This is a genomic window from Lacticaseibacillus pantheris DSM 15945 = JCM 12539 = NBRC 106106 (assembly GCF_001311175.1).
Classification (GTDB): Bacteria; Bacillota; Bacilli; order Lactobacillales; family Lactobacillaceae; genus Lacticaseibacillus; species Lacticaseibacillus pantheris.
The window spans coordinates 44,246-59,621 of record NZ_BBAI01000009.1 but is presented as its reverse complement, the minus strand read 5'-3'; the positions used below and the strand labels follow the sequence as shown (position 1 = coordinate 59,621).

At 53.6% G+C, this 15,376-nt stretch carries 11 protein-coding genes and 4 pseudogenes; 7 read left to right on the top strand and 8 right to left on the bottom strand.

Features of this window, described 5'->3' with window-relative positions; translation table 11 throughout:
* Positions 1 to 31: 31 nt before the first annotated feature.
* The 4 genes and pseudogenes from secA to JCM12539_RS04745 form a co-directional block, all read right to left on the bottom strand.
* Complete coding sequence (secA, locus tag JCM12539_RS04760; RefSeq protein WP_054649664.1) at positions 32 to 2,398, bottom strand: preprotein translocase subunit SecA; 2,367 nt, start codon at positions 2,396 to 2,398, stop codon at positions 32 to 34.
* A 1,181-nt stretch (positions 2,399 to 3,579) separates the two neighbouring features.
* Positions 3,580 to 4,145, bottom strand: a pseudogene (hpf, locus tag JCM12539_RS04755) (ribosome hibernation-promoting factor, HPF/YfiA family).
* A 124-nt stretch (positions 4,146 to 4,269) separates the two neighbouring features.
* The gene (locus JCM12539_RS04750; protein WP_054649662.1) at positions 4,270 to 4,782 is read right to left on the bottom strand and encodes a ComF family protein; all 513 of its coding nucleotides are present in this window, start codon (positions 4,780 to 4,782) and stop codon (positions 4,270 to 4,272) included.
* Between the two features lie 158 nt (positions 4,783 to 4,940).
* Positions 4,941 to 6,254, bottom strand: coding sequence for a helicase-related protein (locus JCM12539_RS04745; RefSeq protein ID WP_054649660.1), 1,314 nt, complete (start codon positions 6,252 to 6,254; stop codon positions 4,941 to 4,943).
* 93 nt (positions 6,255 to 6,347) lie between these two features.
* On the opposite strand from JCM12539_RS04745, the pseudogene JCM12539_RS14600 reads away from it, so the two are divergent.
* Together JCM12539_RS14600 and JCM12539_RS14595 are read left to right on the top strand one after the other, a co-directional pair.
* Positions 6,348 to 6,641: pseudogene (locus JCM12539_RS14600) on the top strand (IMPACT family protein); the annotation flags it as partial.
* A gap of 51 nt (positions 6,642 to 6,692) precedes the next feature.
* Positions 6,693 to 6,923, top strand: coding sequence for a DUF1949 domain-containing protein (locus tag JCM12539_RS14595; protein ID WP_263849747.1), 231 nt, complete (start codon positions 6,693 to 6,695; stop codon positions 6,921 to 6,923).
* Positions 6,924 to 7,124: 201 nt separating this feature from the next.
* Here JCM12539_RS14595 and nusG read toward each other — a convergent pair whose 3' ends face one another.
* The 4 genes and pseudogenes from nusG to JCM12539_RS04725 form a co-directional block, all read right to left on the bottom strand.
* Positions 7,125 to 7,667 (bottom strand): transcription termination/antitermination protein NusG, encoded by a 543-nt coding sequence (gene nusG / locus JCM12539_RS04735; RefSeq protein ID WP_054649658.1) that lies wholly within the window; start codon positions 7,665 to 7,667, stop codon positions 7,125 to 7,127.
* A gap of 106 nt (positions 7,668 to 7,773) precedes the next feature.
* The gene (gene secE / locus JCM12539_RS04730; protein WP_054649656.1) at positions 7,774 to 7,968 is read right to left on the bottom strand and encodes a preprotein translocase subunit SecE; all 195 of its coding nucleotides are present in this window, start codon (positions 7,966 to 7,968) and stop codon (positions 7,774 to 7,776) included.
* 10 nt (positions 7,969 to 7,978) lie between these two features.
* Positions 7,979 to 8,129 (bottom strand): annotated as a pseudogene (gene rpmG, locus JCM12539_RS12620) (50S ribosomal protein L33).
* A 584-nt stretch (positions 8,130 to 8,713) separates the two neighbouring features.
* Positions 8,714 to 9,256 (bottom strand): hypothetical protein, encoded by a 543-nt coding sequence (locus JCM12539_RS04725; protein ID WP_054649654.1) that lies wholly within the window; start codon positions 9,254 to 9,256, stop codon positions 8,714 to 8,716.
* Positions 9,257 to 9,529: 273 nt separating this feature from the next.
* Between JCM12539_RS04725 and JCM12539_RS04720 the strand changes: the two genes are divergently transcribed.
* The 5 genes and pseudogenes from JCM12539_RS04720 (at position 9,530) to JCM12539_RS04700 (ending at position 15,229) form a co-directional block, all read left to right on the top strand.
* Positions 9,530 to 10,111, top strand: coding sequence for an MFS transporter (locus JCM12539_RS04720; RefSeq protein ID WP_054649652.1), 582 nt, complete (start codon positions 9,530 to 9,532; stop codon positions 10,109 to 10,111).
* A complete protein-coding gene (locus tag JCM12539_RS04715) occupies positions 10,108 to 10,752 on the top strand; it encodes an MFS transporter (protein ID WP_054649650.1) in 645 nt (214 codons plus the stop codon). Before JCM12539_RS04720 ends, JCM12539_RS04715 begins: the two co-directional genes overlap by 4 nt.
* Before the next feature lie 127 nt (positions 10,753 to 10,879).
* Positions 10,880 to 12,350 (top strand): annotated as a pseudogene (locus JCM12539_RS04710) (ABC transporter substrate-binding protein/permease).
* A gap of 204 nt (positions 12,351 to 12,554) precedes the next feature.
* Positions 12,555 to 13,778, top strand: a complete 1,224-nt coding sequence (locus JCM12539_RS04705) for an MFS transporter (RefSeq protein WP_054649648.1) — start codon at positions 12,555 to 12,557, stop codon at positions 13,776 to 13,778.
* 218 nt (positions 13,779 to 13,996) lie between these two features.
* Positions 13,997 to 15,229 (top strand): chloride channel protein, encoded by a 1,233-nt coding sequence (locus JCM12539_RS04700; RefSeq protein WP_054649646.1) that lies wholly within the window; start codon positions 13,997 to 13,999, stop codon positions 15,227 to 15,229.
* The last annotated feature ends 147 nt before the right edge of the window (positions 15,230 to 15,376 follow it).

Here is a 15,376-nt window from a genome sequence, read left to right as displayed (position 1 = left end):
GCTGGCTGCAACACGCCACAGAACGTGTGGTTTAACGTTCAATATTTTGACGAATCTGCGCCTTCATGAACAGACGGGTCGTGTTCTCATCAACGGCGCCAACCATCTCTTCGAACATCCGGAACCCTTCTTCCTGGTATTCAACCAGTGGGTTCATCTGCCCATAACCACGCAGGCCGATTGCCTGACGGAGCTGATCCATCGCGTCAATGTGGTCGGGCCACAGAGAATCAACCACGCGCAGGATAACCACCTTTTCAAATTCCAGCATCTGTGCCTTATCGGGAATCTGCTCGGCTTTGTCCTGGTAGTTGGCCTCAACTAGCGACATCAACTTCGCCTTAATTTCATCAGCGGAGTGTCCATCGATATCCTTCTGGGTGAAAGCCTCATCGGGCACCATGTTGGCGTGAACCCAGTCAAGCAAAGCCTCACTGTCCCACTTAGAAGCATCCGTCCCCTGAATGTGGGTGTCCACAATGCGGTTGACGGTCCGTTCAATCATCGCCATCAGCACAGGCTTCAGGGTGGTTGTTTCGTCAATCACCTGTTGCCGCTGCTTGTAGATGACCTCGCGTTGCTCACGCATCACGTCGTCGTACTGCAGAGTCTGCTTACGGGTATCGTAGTTGTTACCTTCAACCCGCTTTTGTGCTGATTCAACCTGACGGCTAACCATCCGGGACTTGATTACCTGGTCGTCATCCGCAACCTGTAACGACTGCAGGACAGCTTTGATCCGGTCCGAACCAAAGCGCTTCATCAGGTCATCCTCAAGGGACAAGTAGAACTGGGTAATCCCCGGGTCACCCTGACGACCAGAACGGCCACGCAGTTGGTTATCAATCCGCCGCGATTCGTGCCGCTCAGTACCCAACACGGCGAGGCCACCCAAAGCCTTCACGCCGGGTCCCAGCTTGATATCCGTACCACGACCAGCCATGTTGGTGGCAATCGTGACGGCACCGCGCTGGCCCGCGTTCATAACAATTTCGGCTTCCTTCAAGTGGTTCTTGGCGTTCAAGACGGTATGCGGAATGTTCATCTGGTCCAACAGGTCACTCAAGCGCTCACTGGATTCGATGGCCACAGTACCAACCAACACGGGCTGGCCCTTCTTGTGGCGGCGCTCAATATCCGCAGCAACGGCACTGAACTTACTATCTAATGACGGGTATAACACGTCCGCTTCGTCCAAACGAATAACGGGCTTGTTGGTCGGGATGGTAATAACCAACATGTTGTAAATTTCGCGGAATTCCTCGGCTTCGGTCTTCGCCGTACCAGTCATCCCGGACAGCTTGGTGTACATCCGGAACAGGTTTTGGTACGTGATGTTGGCCATGGTCTGGTTTTCATCCTGAATTTCCACGCCTTCTTTGGCCTCAATTGCCTGGTGCAGGCCATCAGAGAAACGCCGACCCTCCATGGCACGACCGGTAAAGGAATCAACAATCAAAACCTCACCGTCTTTGACCATGTAATCAATGTCGCGCTGCATGATGAAGTTGGCGCGCAACGCCTGGTCCAAGTGGTGGGTCAGGGCCGTGTTTTCGGTGTCGTAAAGGTTATCCAAACCGAAGTGTGATTCGGCCTTAATAATCCCGGACTCCGTCAACCCAATGGTCTTGGTTGACCAGTCAATTTTGAAATCTTCAGTTTCTTTGAGTGTCTTCACAAAGGCGTCTGCGCGGACGTACAGGCCGGTCGACTTAGTGGCACCACCGGAAATAATCAGTGGCGTCCGGGCTTCATCAATCAGGATTGAATCCACTTCATCGACAACGGCAAAGTTTAACCCGCGTTGAACCATCTGTTCCTTGTAGGCCACCATGTTATCACGGAGGTAGTCGAAACCGAGTTCACTGTTGGTTGAGTACGTGATGTCGGAGTTGTAAGCCTCACGCTTCTCTTCGGGGGACTTGTCGCTCAGGTTCAGGCCAACGGACAGGCCCAACCAGTTGTACAGTTCACCCATTTCGGTGGCGTCACGTTCACTCAGGTATTCGTTGACCGTGATAACGTGCACACCCAACCCAGAGAGGGCGTTGAGGTACACCGGCATCGTGGCAGTCAGCGTCTTACCTTCACCGGTTTTCATTTCGGCAATGTTACCCTCATGCAGGGTAATACCACCAATGATTTGCACGCGGTAAGGGTACAGTCCCAGAACCCGACGCGCACCTTCACGGGCAACCGCAAAGGCCTCCGGCAAAATATCATCCAGGGTTTCCCCTTTAGCTAGGCGCTCCTTAAATGCGGGCGTCTTAGCTTGAATTTCCTCATCGGACAGCTTGGCAAATTCATCAGCGTAGCTCATGACTTGGTCGGCAATCTTGCCGATTCTTTTCACTTCACGGGCATCACTTTCAACCCATTTACGAATCATATTTGGCATTAGTAAATCCTCTCCCACACTAGAAGTGCGTACAGCATCTTGCTAATTGTAACATTGATACCATTGCATTTGTACTAATGGAAGGTAACATTTTTGTAACGTGCGTATCCACTGGCATGGTTGTGCAAGCAAAGTGGCGGTGGGGTTGCGGCTTACGTGCCCTGCGCCGTGATTGCTACGGTAGTGGTCGGCGGCAGCGTAGGCCGGGCTGGTGAGTTACGGCTTTCGTGGGCACTCCGCGGTAATCCACTGCTAGGGCGAAACCTCCAACTCGCTAAGTGCATGCGAGTTGGAGGTGCGATTCTGAGCCTGCCCGGAAACCCGCCGGCCGGTCTCAGAATTCGTCGCGCCGTACGTCACTACGTTCCTACGGCGTTACACCCCGGCAGTGGCCACCGCTCCGACCCACACGTCTCCACTCACCAACCCGACCGACGCGGCCTCACACTACTTTTGTAGCAACCACAACTATGGAAACGACACCTCCACCCCGCCACCGCTTTGCCGGCACCCGTCACTACGCGGATGTAAGACCATTACCGGTGTTAGACCTCCATAATAAACTAGCCGGGACTGTCATTCGTCATGTCAGAAGCACATACCGCTCAAATATAATTCAGCAGCTGTTACAGAATACTGTTTGACCTGAATGGGTACCCCTTGACGCGCCGATTATGCCGACTTCCACCTCCCCACGTTTTATTCCTAGGGTGGGAGGACGCCTAGGCCTGACAGCCTAGCATTTGCACTCGGAAGAAGAGTAACCACCACGACGTATCGGGAACCGCGGGCGGGGTTTGGGGTGGAGGCATCGTGCCCGGAGACGTGGCTGCTGCAACCCCAAAGCGCTGTGCGTTTACTTCCAGTTGGTGCTTTAGCACCTTACTGGGAGTTAATTCGACGGTCTGGCGGAGCCAGCCCTAGGAGCGCAGCGAGTTACAGCGGCAAATCTTGGAGACAAAGTGGGCTCCTTTGGCTCCAAGATTCGTGGGAAGCCCGGCACGGGCTGGAGCGTGCGGGTGTAGCAATCACGGCGGAGGGTACGTAAGCCGCAACCCCAAACTCCACCCGCGTGTTCACACCGAACATAAGCCGCAGTTCACCAGCCCGGCCTACGCTGCCGCCATACCACACCAAAAAGCGGGCTCCCCGCAAAGGGAGTCCGCCCGTAAAATGTTCAATTATTCGTCGGTTTCGATTAAACCGTACCGGCCATCGCGGCGCTTGTACACGATGCTCGTGCCGTTCGTTTCCGCATCCTCGAAGATGAAGAAGTTGTGGCCCAACATGTCCATTTGCAAGATGGCTTCCTGGGAGTCCATCGGCTTCAACGCTACCCGCTTTGTCCGGACACGTTCAGGTCGGCCGCGTCCGTTGAATCATCGTCGGCCTCTTCCAAATCTGGTTCCTCAGGCGTTTCCACCAAGTCGGCAAAGCCCTTTTCGCGGGACTTCCGGTTAATCTTGGTCTTAAACTTACGGATCTGGCGTTCCAACTTATCCGTCACCAGGTCAATCGACGCGTACAGGTCTGGGTTCGTTTCCTCAGCGCGCAACGTTAGGTACGGCATGGGAATCGTTACCTCGACCTTGGCCTGCTTGTTGGAGTAGACCTTCAGGTTCACATGCGCAATCGCCTGTGCACCCTCGTTGAAGTACTTATTCAACTTGTTGATACGCTTTTCCACGTAGTTCCGAATCGCCTCGGTAACCTCGATGTTCTCACCACGTACATTGTAAGTAAGCATAAAACCTCTCCCCTTTCGGTCACCGTTACTCAACGGTGACGGGTAAATGCGGAAGCGCTTAACTTCCTTAAATTCATTATACCGTTACCCGGCTAGTGAAACAATTATCTTTTTCACAAAGTTGTTACCGAATTAATGTTCTGGAAGTAATCTGCCCGCGGTAACCCGCGTCACGTAGCGCTGCGGCGGCGTGATGGAGGGTTGTACCTGTCGTGTACAAATCGTCGACTAAACAAATATGTTTCACCCGTTGTAATTCACTCAAGGTCGCCGTGCATGTAAAGCTCTGCGGTGTCCGCAAGCGTGCCCCCCGTTTTTTGCGGGCCTGGGGTTGGTCGGTGTTGCCCTTTGCCAAGCACGGCCACAGTGGTAGGTGACCGAACAATCCCAACACCGGGTCGAACCCCCGGCGCGCAAAATGCTCCGGCTCGGTTGTGAGTGGCACTAACCGCCCAACCCGCCGACACAGGCCCATGAGGTCAGACTGAAAGGCCACGTGCAACCGGTAATCACCCACAGCTTTGTATTGGTGCATCAAGTCCTTCAGATTGTCGTTATAGTGATACACGGCCCGATTATGCAGGCTAATGCCGTCACGTTGTTGCCAATACTGACAATCACTGCATAAACGGTCCACCAGCGGCCGTCCACACCCCGCACAAATATTTTCCTGATCGATGACGGTGAAGCCCCCGCGACACTCACTACACAAGCTCGGTGGAACCAGCGGCTCAGCGCTCAGCAATAACTTTAACGACCAGCTTTGAGTTAACGGACGCTGACACAAGCAGCACCTCATTTGTCCGCACCACGCGCATTGAGGTGCTTAATCTGCCGCAACGCGCCCCGAATGTTCACCGTATAGTGCGTACATACGTACCACACCGAATTATCGGGGTGGTCCCGGTCGCGTCCAGCCCGTCCGGCCATCTGCACCAGAGCGGATACGCCAAACAAAGCAGTATCGGCGTGCAGAACCATGACGGCACAATTGTAGATGGTGACGCCCCGCTCCAGAATGGTGGTCGTCACAAGTACCCGCGGTTGCCCTTTGCGGAATGCCTGGACCTTCTCTGCACGCCGGGGGTCGCCGGCATAGACGGTCTCCGCGGGGATATCGCGGTTAGCCAGCGCCGTTTGCACGCGCTGCAGCTGTCGAATCGCCGGCACAAAGATCATGACTTGCGAACCGTCTTTGCTCATCACCTCCCGCACCAAACGCACTAACCGGCCGGGCATCCCCACCCCACCGTCCGGCGCGAGGGTGACCCGTGGTTCAGGCAAAGGCGCCCCGTGAAATCGCCGTGGCAGGTAGCTAACGGCGAGTTGATGGCGGCGCACCTGTCGCAGCAAGTCCGCTCCAGGTGTCGCCGTTAGGTAGAGCACGGCACCGGCCGCGGCCTGGTCAACCGCGCGCGCCAGCATCGGTTCCGTTGTGTAGGGGAAGGCATCCACCTCGTCGACGACCACTAGTGCAAAGGCCGCCCGGTACCGCAGCAACTGGTGCGTCGTCGCCAGCACTAGGGGGACGGAGGCCGCGGGGCCGGTACCGCCGTAGCGCACAACCTGCTCAACATCCGCGAATGCTTGTTGCAGACGCGGGGCCAGTTCCAGAATCACGTCAACCCGCGGGGACACGATGGCCACCCGCCCGCCCGTGCGTAATGCGTGCTCAATGACGGGAAAGAGCATTTCCGTTTTGCCAGCGCCAGTTACCGCCCACAATAATCGGCGTTCTCCAGCTTTAAACGCTCCAATCAGCTCCCGCGCCACACGGTCCTGCTCCGGGGTTAGCTGTCCCGACCACGTCATTGTAAGATTTGGCTGTTCGGGCTTCGAATCGGGCGGGAACCGGTACAGTTTGTCCTGACTCGTTAGCCTACCGAGCACGATACACTCCGCGCAGTAACCCCATCCTGCTGGCAAAGTAGACACCTTTGCCGGCGACCATGCCTGACAACGAGCACATTGCCAGCCATGCTTGTCTGCCTCAACAGCGGACACGGCGGGTACTTGTGCTAAACTATTGGCGGGAATGCCCGCATTAATGGCCTCACGTTCAGTTAGTTGTTGTCCAGCCAGTGCGGGCCATAAATCCGTTTCAACCATTCTGTATCACCTCAAAAGGAGATTTAGCCGAAATGGTCGCAAAAACTATCGCCAAAAATGGCAGTGCCGAAATTATAATCAAAAAAATCGCGGTTCATCACGACCATTCGCCGCGTACATAACCAAGACGAATTCGACGACTTTGTGGCCGAGGCGCGCACAGCCAACAAAAAGGCTAACCACAACGTCAGCGCAGCCCGTTTCGGGGACGCACCGCTGATTGAACGCGCTAGCGACGACGGTGAGCCCTCCGGCACGTCCGGTGCACCCACTTTGCGAGGCCTTCAAGTACACAATTTGACCGATACGGCTGCCGTGACCACCCGCTACTTTGGCGGCGTTAAGTTGGGGGCTTCCGGACTAATTCGGGCGTACACCCAAGCGGTCACAACCGCGATTCAGGCTCTGGGCATCGTCGCGCTCGAGCCACGCATCGCGTTGCACATTACGGTTGATTACGCTACCTATCAGCCACTAACAGCGTTCTTGGCCGAACATGGCTGGGCCGAGGAGGAACCCACATTCTTGGCGGACGTGACCACCACCGTCTACGTACCGGCGGCAGACATTACGGCGGTGACCGCGCAGCTCACGGAACTAACGAACGGCCGTGCAACCATCGTTACGGGCGATCAACGGATTGTTGAGGTGCCCGTACCCGTGCGTTAAATTACACATAAATAAAAAGGGATTGTGATAGAAGCCTTTAGCACACAAACGATACATCGTGGTCGCGCGCCAAAAGGCAGCTCCCTAACATAAAAGACGGCATCAGCAGAAATCCTAAGTTCGGGATTTTCACTGATGCGTCTTGTATATCGGGAGCTAACCGCCTTTTGGCACAGCCCCTTTTTGGTTTGACCAATTAATTTAGAATTTGTCAGCCTGGGCAAAGTCGAGTTCCGCACTCGTTTCGCGGCCAAACATTTCGATGTTAACGCGTAACTTGTAGTGTTCCTTGTCGACTTCCGTAACGGTGCCGGCCATTCCGGAAAAGGCCCCATCAATAATCTGCACCTTTTCGCCAACCGCAAACTCAACGTCCAAGTTCCGCGTGCTCATCCCGATTTCGCGTAGAATCTTCTCCACCTCATCAGGCATCAGCGGAGCGGGCTTACTCCCACCACCATGACTGCCGACAAAGCCAGTTACGCCAGGCGTGTTACGGGCCACAAACCATGATTCGTCCGTCATCACCATCTCGACCAGAACGTAACCAGGGAAGGTCTTTTCAACCTCAACCTTGTCCTTGCCGTCCTTAATTTTGTGCTGTTCTTCTTCTGGCACAATAACGCGGAAGATGTAATCCTCCATGTTCATTGAGGCGGCTCGGGACTCGAGGTTAGTTTTAACCTTGTTTTCGTAACCAGCGTACGTATGTAGTACGTACCATTGCTTTGAAGATGATTCCATTGTTGTCTTCCTTTCAATCGCGATGCGCGTGAGCAAATAAAAAAAACCGCCACCCGTGGGTATTGGTTTCAAGATGCTTTAATCTTAACAAATTATCCGTACGTTGTCACGAGCAGGACGCTGGATTAGCTAAAAAAACAAACTTCTCCAAAATAGCAGTGATTGCCCAGTCGCACAATGCAAAGTAAACGGCAAAGATAATCGACGTGATGATAACCGTCGTGGTGTCGCGACGGTTTTCCTTCCATGTCGGCCAGGTTGTCATTTTCATTTCGTGAAATACACCCTTGATGAAGTTCATAGCTATCTCCTTACCGTGTTTCCTGATGCGGCGTGACTTTACCGCAGTACTTACAAAACTTATTTAACGTTAAGCGCTCGGTGCGCTCCTTTTTTTTCCGGAATAAAGTAATTCCGGTGGCCGCACACGCTGCATGCCATCGCTACTTTGCGGACACTCATGGCGCACCTCCTCTAATAATATCCTCAACAGTTTACCACGAGTGCCCGCGGAGTCGCAACCACTTCGCCAACCCAACCATAGACCATAGCGTAATCACTACAGTTAAGTCACTGCAGTTAGAAGGTTTGGTGGTTACAAAACCGCGGGTGGCCGTTGGGACTGCGGCTTACGTGTCCTACGCCTCCGTCCCAACATCCACCCGCGGGGTCCCGATAGTTGGTAAGTTATGCAACCAACTTACACTATAGTGGGATTTAATAGCCCATCGACCATAAACCCATTCGTAAGTGTGGTTCTAGCCGGGGCGGGTGCCGTGGGGTGCGGAGACGACTGGACCCGGAACGGTGACCGCTGTTGGGGGCTTGCCGCCGTAAGAGCGCAGCGATGTACGGCGCGACGAGCTTAGAGACTGGCTGCCCGTACTTGGCAGGCAGGCTCTAAGTCGCACCGGAAACCGCGGTTTTTGCGGTTGGAGGTTTCGCCCTAGCAGCGGTCACCGTGGAGTGGTCCACAAAGTCGCAGTACCCCGCGCACCCGCATGTTTAACGAAGGCCGGACATTAGCGCTTGGTTCCAGACAATCTTCACGCGTACAAAAACTCTACCATCTTTGCCCGCACCCGCCCCATCGCCTGGCGGTGCCGACGAGTTGTGCTCTGTCTGCCGGACAACGTTAACCGCAGGGCCTCGGCCTCGGTACTGCTCAACCGACCCCACAGCTCTTCAATACCAGCCCGAATTACGCAGTCACCCTCAACCGAACTATGGCGCGGATACTGGCCACCACCAATGCCCTCTTCCTCTTCACCGACAATGCCCTGCGGCTGGGCGTACAAATCTCCAATCCGCTTTTGGGCCATCGCCCGGCGCATCAAGGAGTAGAAATGTGCCGACAGGATCATGCGGTAGTAACAGCCAAATTGCGATCCCCCATCACCGTCAAACTGTCGTACCGCCGTTAGATGCGCAATCCGCGCCTCCTGATACCAGTCCGCGCGGTCAAAACCGCGGATATTGTAGAGGCCAATTAAGCGCCGTGGTATGCGGATATACCGCATAAAATTTTGTTCAAGGAGCCGATCATCATCAATCGCCGCCTTCAAGTCCCTTAACTCTTGCCGTTCCATCAAGCTTCCCCCAATTAAAGTGAATTTTCACACACCACCCCGCCCCATACCTGCAAACCGCTTCGAGCTAATGCGTGATGGCCCCACCATAACCAGGGGAATAACAGTTGCCAATTTGAAAAACATACCGTTTGACTTCAAAGCTAGGCACGACCACAATAATCCAGCCTTGGGGAAGCACCGAAATGCAGCCCGTAACGACAAAAAAAACGTCAGCGGGCAACGCGTGTGGTAACCTGAAACCAACAGATAACCAAGGAAGGTACTTTGCCCATGTCCACAACCAGTCGCCGTGCCACCGTTCTACTCACTACCGGAATCTTACTCATCGGCGCCAACCTACGCCTGCCCATCACGATGATGCCACCCATGCTCGACAGTGTGCGTCGAGCTGCGGAGCTTCCCACCAGCCTGGCGGGACTACTGACTACCATCCCCCTGTTAATGTTCGCTCTCTTGTCACCAATCGTGGCCCAACTGGGTATCCGTCGTGGGACTGGACAAACACTACTATTAACGATGATTATCCTCGTGGGTGGTAGTTACCTGCGCATTATCAACGGTGCTTGGGCGTTGCTACTGGGCACCGCGCTGGTCGGTGTCGGCATTACCGGGGGCAACGTGTTGCTGCCCGCTTTAATCAAAGAAAAATTTCCCACCAAAATTGGACCGTTAACCGCCGTCTACAGCACCACCATGAGCATCGTGGCATCGTTAGCCACGGCCTTTGCCGGCGTTATGTCCGTGCATATTGGTAGTCGGTCGACCATGGCCACACTCTCGACCGTCAGCATCGTCGCCCTCGTTTTTTTTGGGCCCTATGTGCGCCGTTTTACGGGCACCCACGTAAGTTGAACAATGGCAATAACACCGACCGCCTCCGCCCCATCATGAGCGCGCCATTGTCGTGGGCAATCATGTTGGTGTTTGGTCTACAATCACTGCTCTACTATTCACTGTTAACGTGGTTGCCCTCAATCTGGGTAGCGGCTGGCTTTAGTCAAGTCGCAGCCAGCACACTGACAACGGTGTTCCAGTTTGCCGGACTGCCATTTTCCCTGCTGGTACCCACGCTCGCCTACCGGCACCACGGTGAGGCCATCGTCGTAGCCATTAGCGCCGGTGGCTACCTGCTCGGCGTACTCGGCATTCTCTTTAGCGGCACCAACTTTACCGCAAATGTTGTCGCTGCATTAATCGCGGGCTGTGGTAGCGGGGCCGCGTTCAACCTGGCTATCATCCTGTTTCAGAAAAAAAGCTGCGACGGCGGTGGATACGGCGCGTCTATCCGGTATGTCGCAGTCTTTGGGGTACTTGTTAGGTGCCGTGGGACCCATTTTGTTTGGACTCATCACATCCCGCGTGGCGGTCCTGCTACTATCCGCAGTCATTGCTGCCGCTTTGGGCATCTGTGGCATCATTACTACCACGCATACCAGTATCTTTCCCGCAAAATCGCAAGCCGACAAATTGGGCAACCGGCCGTAAATTGTTGATAATTTTGCATAACGTTGCTTAGTAAACGTTTTCTTGTCAGTAAACCTGACCGAAAGCGTAGACAGCCCGCCACTGAAAAAGTAAGCTGGACTCAATGAATAAATAATAAGAAAGTGGTGAAGCGTAATGAAGAAGAAATGGTTCTGGGTTCTGTTGGGCGCGTTAGTTACAGCGGTCGCAATTTGGACTGCCCCCAATAACCAACAGCAACCCGTTGTCGCCGCAACCAAAACATATACCTTTGGGACGGATGTTACTTATCCTCCATTCGAGTTCGCGAATAAACATAACGTCTATGTCGGCATTGATATCGACCTGATTCGGGCAATTGCCAAAGAAGAGGGTTTTAAGGTCAAAGTCAAGGAGCTGGGCTTCAACACGGCCGTCCAGTCGCTAGAAGCTGGTCAAATTGACGGCGTGATTGCCGGAATGAACATCACGCCCGAACGCAAAGCCAAGTTCGCCATGAGTGACGCTTACTACCCATCCGGTATCGTGTTTGCCGGCAAGTCTGGTAGTAGCATTAAAAAACTTGCAGGATCTACGCGGTAAGCGGGTAGCCATCAAGACTGGTACTGCAGCAGCGGACTACGCTAACAGCGTCAAGAATAAGTATGGCTTTACCACGGTCACCTTTGACGATTCTGACAACATGTATCAGGACGTCACGACGGGTAATTCGGCGGCTTGCGTCGACGATAAACCAGTTATTCAGTACGCTATGGCTACTGGCGTGAAGCTGCACATTATCAGCAAGCCAGCCCAAACTGGTGGTTACGGGATTGCTTTGCCTAAATCTCAGCAACACAAACTACTGGTCAAGATTAACCGCGGGCTGAAAAAGCTGCGGGCCAACGGCAAGTACGATCAAATCATCAGCAAGTACGTCGGCAACGGCTCCACCAAGTCCCAGGCCAAGAAGAACAAAGTTAGCCAGGATACGGACAATTCATTTATCGGCCTGCTCAAATCCAACTGGGGCACGCTCATGGGCGGCCTCGGTAAGACCATTGAACTCACCTTTGTCGGCATTGTGGGTGCCACCATCATCGGGATCATCATCGGCCTGGTCGGAGTCATCCCCAACCGTTGGGCCCAGGGTATCGCGACGGTGTTCATCTACATTTTCCGGGGTCTGCCACTTATGGTACTGGCACTCTTCATATATACTGGTATTCCCAGCCTGATTGGCACCAAGATTCCTGCGTTCGTTGCCGGTGTCATTACGCTGACGCTTAACGAGGGGGCGTACACGGCCGCATTCGTCAAGGGTGGTATGCAGGCGGTTGATATTGGTCAGATGGAAGCTGCTCGTAGCTTGGGACTGCCATGGGGCAAAGCCATGCGGCGCGTCATAATGCCGCAAGGAATCCGCATTATGATTCCGTCGTTCATTAACCAATTCATCATTACCCTGAAGGACACGTCGATTCTGTCGGTACTCGGATTATTGGAGTTAACCCAGACCGGTAAGATTATCATTGCCCGCAACATGGAAGGCTTTAAGATTTGGACCATGGTCGCCCTGATTTACCTGATCATCATTACGGTCTTAACGTGGATTTCGAACTGGGTACAGAAACGGTACCAAGCATAAAGTCGTACTATCGTTAATTTCCACATGCAAGTCACCGCCCGGACGGTGACTTTTTTTGCGGTTAATTGACGCATATGCACTTGCTCACCGCATCCTCACTGCCATACTTTTCAATCACCGGGTCGTGCTACGACGTTCTGTCGAACCGTTACGCTTTACAATTAATGCCCACCAGGCGCAAAATCACCTTCAGGGGGTCGTGCAATGGAAAACAAAGTTAGTCGGCCAATTTGGCGGCGCAACCTCTACGTTCTGTGGGGTTGCACGTTTGTGGCCGGAATCGCCTTCAGTGAAGTAGGGCCATTTTTATCATTGTTCATCAGTCAGATTGGCGATTTTAGCCATCAAGAACTTAATTTTTATAGCGGCATTATTTACGCGGTGTCATTTTTGGTGACCGCGTTCATGGCGCCGCTCTGGGGCAAATTGGCCAGTAATCGCGGTCACCGTATCATCCTGTTCGTAACTGCGGGGGGGATGGCAATCATTTACATACTCACCGGTTTTGTGCACAACGTGGTGTTACTGTTCCTGGCGCGTGCCGCTATCGGGGCGTTTTCCGGCTACATTCCGAACGCCCAGGCCTTAGTTGCTGCACAAGTACCGCGCGACAAAAGTGGCCGTCTGTTAGGTACGCTCATGACCGGCTCCACGTCGGGCGTGCTGGTCGGCCCAGTGCTGGGTGGGGTCTTGTCGCACATCTTCTCTATTCGACAAACGTTCTTCATAACGGGTGGACTACTGCTTATCGTCGCGTTCCTGTCGGTTTCGCTGGTTAAAGAGCACGTTCCGGATGGTAAAACCGTCGCAACACACACCAAACGCAAAGGTGGATTACTCAAGCAATTCAGTAATCCGCGGTTAATCATGGTGCTGCTGATTTCAACCCTGATTGTTCAGCTGGGCAACTCATCGATTTTCCCCATCATCAGTCTGTATGTGCGTCAACTAATGCACGGTCACGGCGCCATCACCGTCATTGCCGGGGTGATTTCGGCTTTGCCAGGGATTTCCAACATTATGGCCGCACCACGTCTGGGCCAATACGGCGACCATCACGGGTCGGGCAAAGTTTTAATCGCGGGTTACCTGTTCGCAATTCTCGTCTACCTGCCACAAGGATTCTTTGCCAGCTTGTGGATCTTAGGAATTTTGCGGTTTCTCGTGGGAATTTCGGATGCGGCGTTGTTCCCTACAATTCAAACCTTGCTGACAAAGAACTCCCCACCAGAAGCGTTATCCGACATCTTTGCTTGGAACCAATCGTTCCAGGCCCTCGGTAGCATGTTCGGGGCCCTCTGGGGTGGAGCCGTCGCCGGTATGTTCGGCTACAACATGGTCTTTATGTCGACAGCGGTCCTGCTTCTGATCAACTTTGTTTTGTTGTGGTTTACAGAGCCCTCACTACGAGGATCAAAGGCGGTGTAGTATAACCGGACAGTCCGGGCTTTGATTGAAAATGCATACGCCACAATCGTCACCACAATATATGTTGCCCCTACGTTGCTAACGTAGGGGTTTTTGTTCCCCTGCTGCCTGCGGTGACAATCAGTCAGCCCGCCCTGTCAATTTGACCCGCCAGCCACGCGACCGTATACTGAAACGCGTTGTGTTTTCAGAAAGCAGTTGATGAGGGAGCCAAAAGCATGCACATTCACGCACATAAAGGATTTATTTTTACATACGGAGCGCTACTCAGTGCTATTTGTGGTGCCATTCTGGGCGGTTTTTATCTACTGCAGGGTTGGTTCATCGAGTGGGTATGGCCTGGCAGCTATTTTCGCCCCTTGTTCAACGCGGTATGGTTAGGTATCGTTGGCACCCTAATCTATTGGACTCAGCGTACAACCGGTCAACTGCCAAAGAGCTTGGGTCTCATCCGGGCCGACCTCCGGCATGTGGGGACCAGCAGCTACAAATTTGTCTGGCTCCAGATGCTTATTCCCGCCATTATGTTGACCAGTGGGACCAGTCTGGGACCCGAGGCCACACTGGTCAGTTCAACCGTTCTGTATGGCCTCTGGATTACCGATAAGATGCGCTACCTCGAACAACACTATGCGGAAATACGGAGTAACGGGTTCATGCAACTACTCCGAGTGTGCATGACGCCCCACCGCTACCGCACACCACGGCCGGCATCGGCCCGACACCAAAGCCTCTGGTCGCCACTAACGGCGGCTTACCTGACCATCGGTATTGTCTGCTTTTACCTCACCTGCAAGTTCGGTGGTGAACCGTCTGTCATCGTGTACCTGGGGCACTCGAAGTGGACTGCTACCGACTTAGTGTGGCTATTGCCGCTAGTTATAATCGGGTGGCTCACTGGTCGTGTCTACCTCAAAGGTATGGTGCTACTACGCAAGGTACTAACTAACCGCGTGAGGAGTAATATCGGCCTCCTCATCGTCGGGGCAATCGCAATCTACTGTGCCACACTCTTTGCCCCCGCCATCAATTTCTCCGGGATGCACAACTTCTACCTGTTAGCGACCACTTGGCAAAGCCAGGGAATTGGCTTTCTTTGGTGCCAGTCCATCCTTAAACTAGGCCTACTCACTATCTGCCTCAACACGGGCTGGCTGGGTGGGGACATCTTTCCCGTTTTGTTCAGTGCCACCGCACAGGGCATTGCCGTTGCCCACTTGCTACCATCCGTCGACCCCGTAATGGCTATTGGCGTCATCGCCATCAGTATGGGCGGTACCATCCTTGAATCCCCGCTCGTCGCCGGTGGGGTGATGGGCGTCATGTTCCTGCCACCCAATTTACTACCGGTGGTCATCACCACTACTGGCATTCTCTGGCTATTAGGCCGCGGCCGGCAGTACCTCCGAGATCAATTTGGCGATCAATTCGCCCTTTTGCGCGAATTATAGAACTACCGTTGATTAGTAAACAATGGCAATAAAATTTAATTTTTCTTAGACTAATGTCAGCTTTACTAACATTTTGTCTGGACTTTGCCCGGTACCATCCACTAAGCTAGACCCATCTTCTAAGGAAAGTGGTGTATCGGGAATGAG

Coding starts and splice junctions, on each gene's coding strand:
- secA (WP_054649664.1), bottom strand. CDS start 2,398: ATGCCAAATATGATTCGTAAATGGGTTGAAAGTGATGCCCGTGAAGTG.
- JCM12539_RS04745 (WP_054649660.1), bottom strand. CDS start 6,254: ATGGTTGAAACGGATTTATGGCCCGCACTGGCTGGACAACAACTAACT.
- nusG (WP_054649658.1), bottom strand. CDS start 7,667: ATGGAATCATCTTCAAAGCAATGGTACGTACTACATACGTACGCTGGT.
- secE (WP_054649656.1), bottom strand. CDS start 7,968: ATGAACTTCATCAAGGGTGTATTTCACGAAATGAAAATGACAACCTGG.
- JCM12539_RS04725 (WP_054649654.1), bottom strand. CDS start 9,256: ATGGAACGGCAAGAGTTAAGGGACTTGAAGGCGGCGATTGATGATGAT.
- JCM12539_RS04720 (WP_054649652.1), top strand. CDS start 9,530: ATGTCCACAACCAGTCGCCGTGCCACCGTTCTACTCACTACCGGAATC.
- JCM12539_RS04705 (WP_054649648.1), top strand. CDS start 12,555: ATGGAAAACAAAGTTAGTCGGCCAATTTGGCGGCGCAACCTCTACGTT.
- JCM12539_RS04700 (WP_054649646.1), top strand. CDS start 13,997: ATGCACATTCACGCACATAAAGGATTTATTTTTACATACGGAGCGCTA.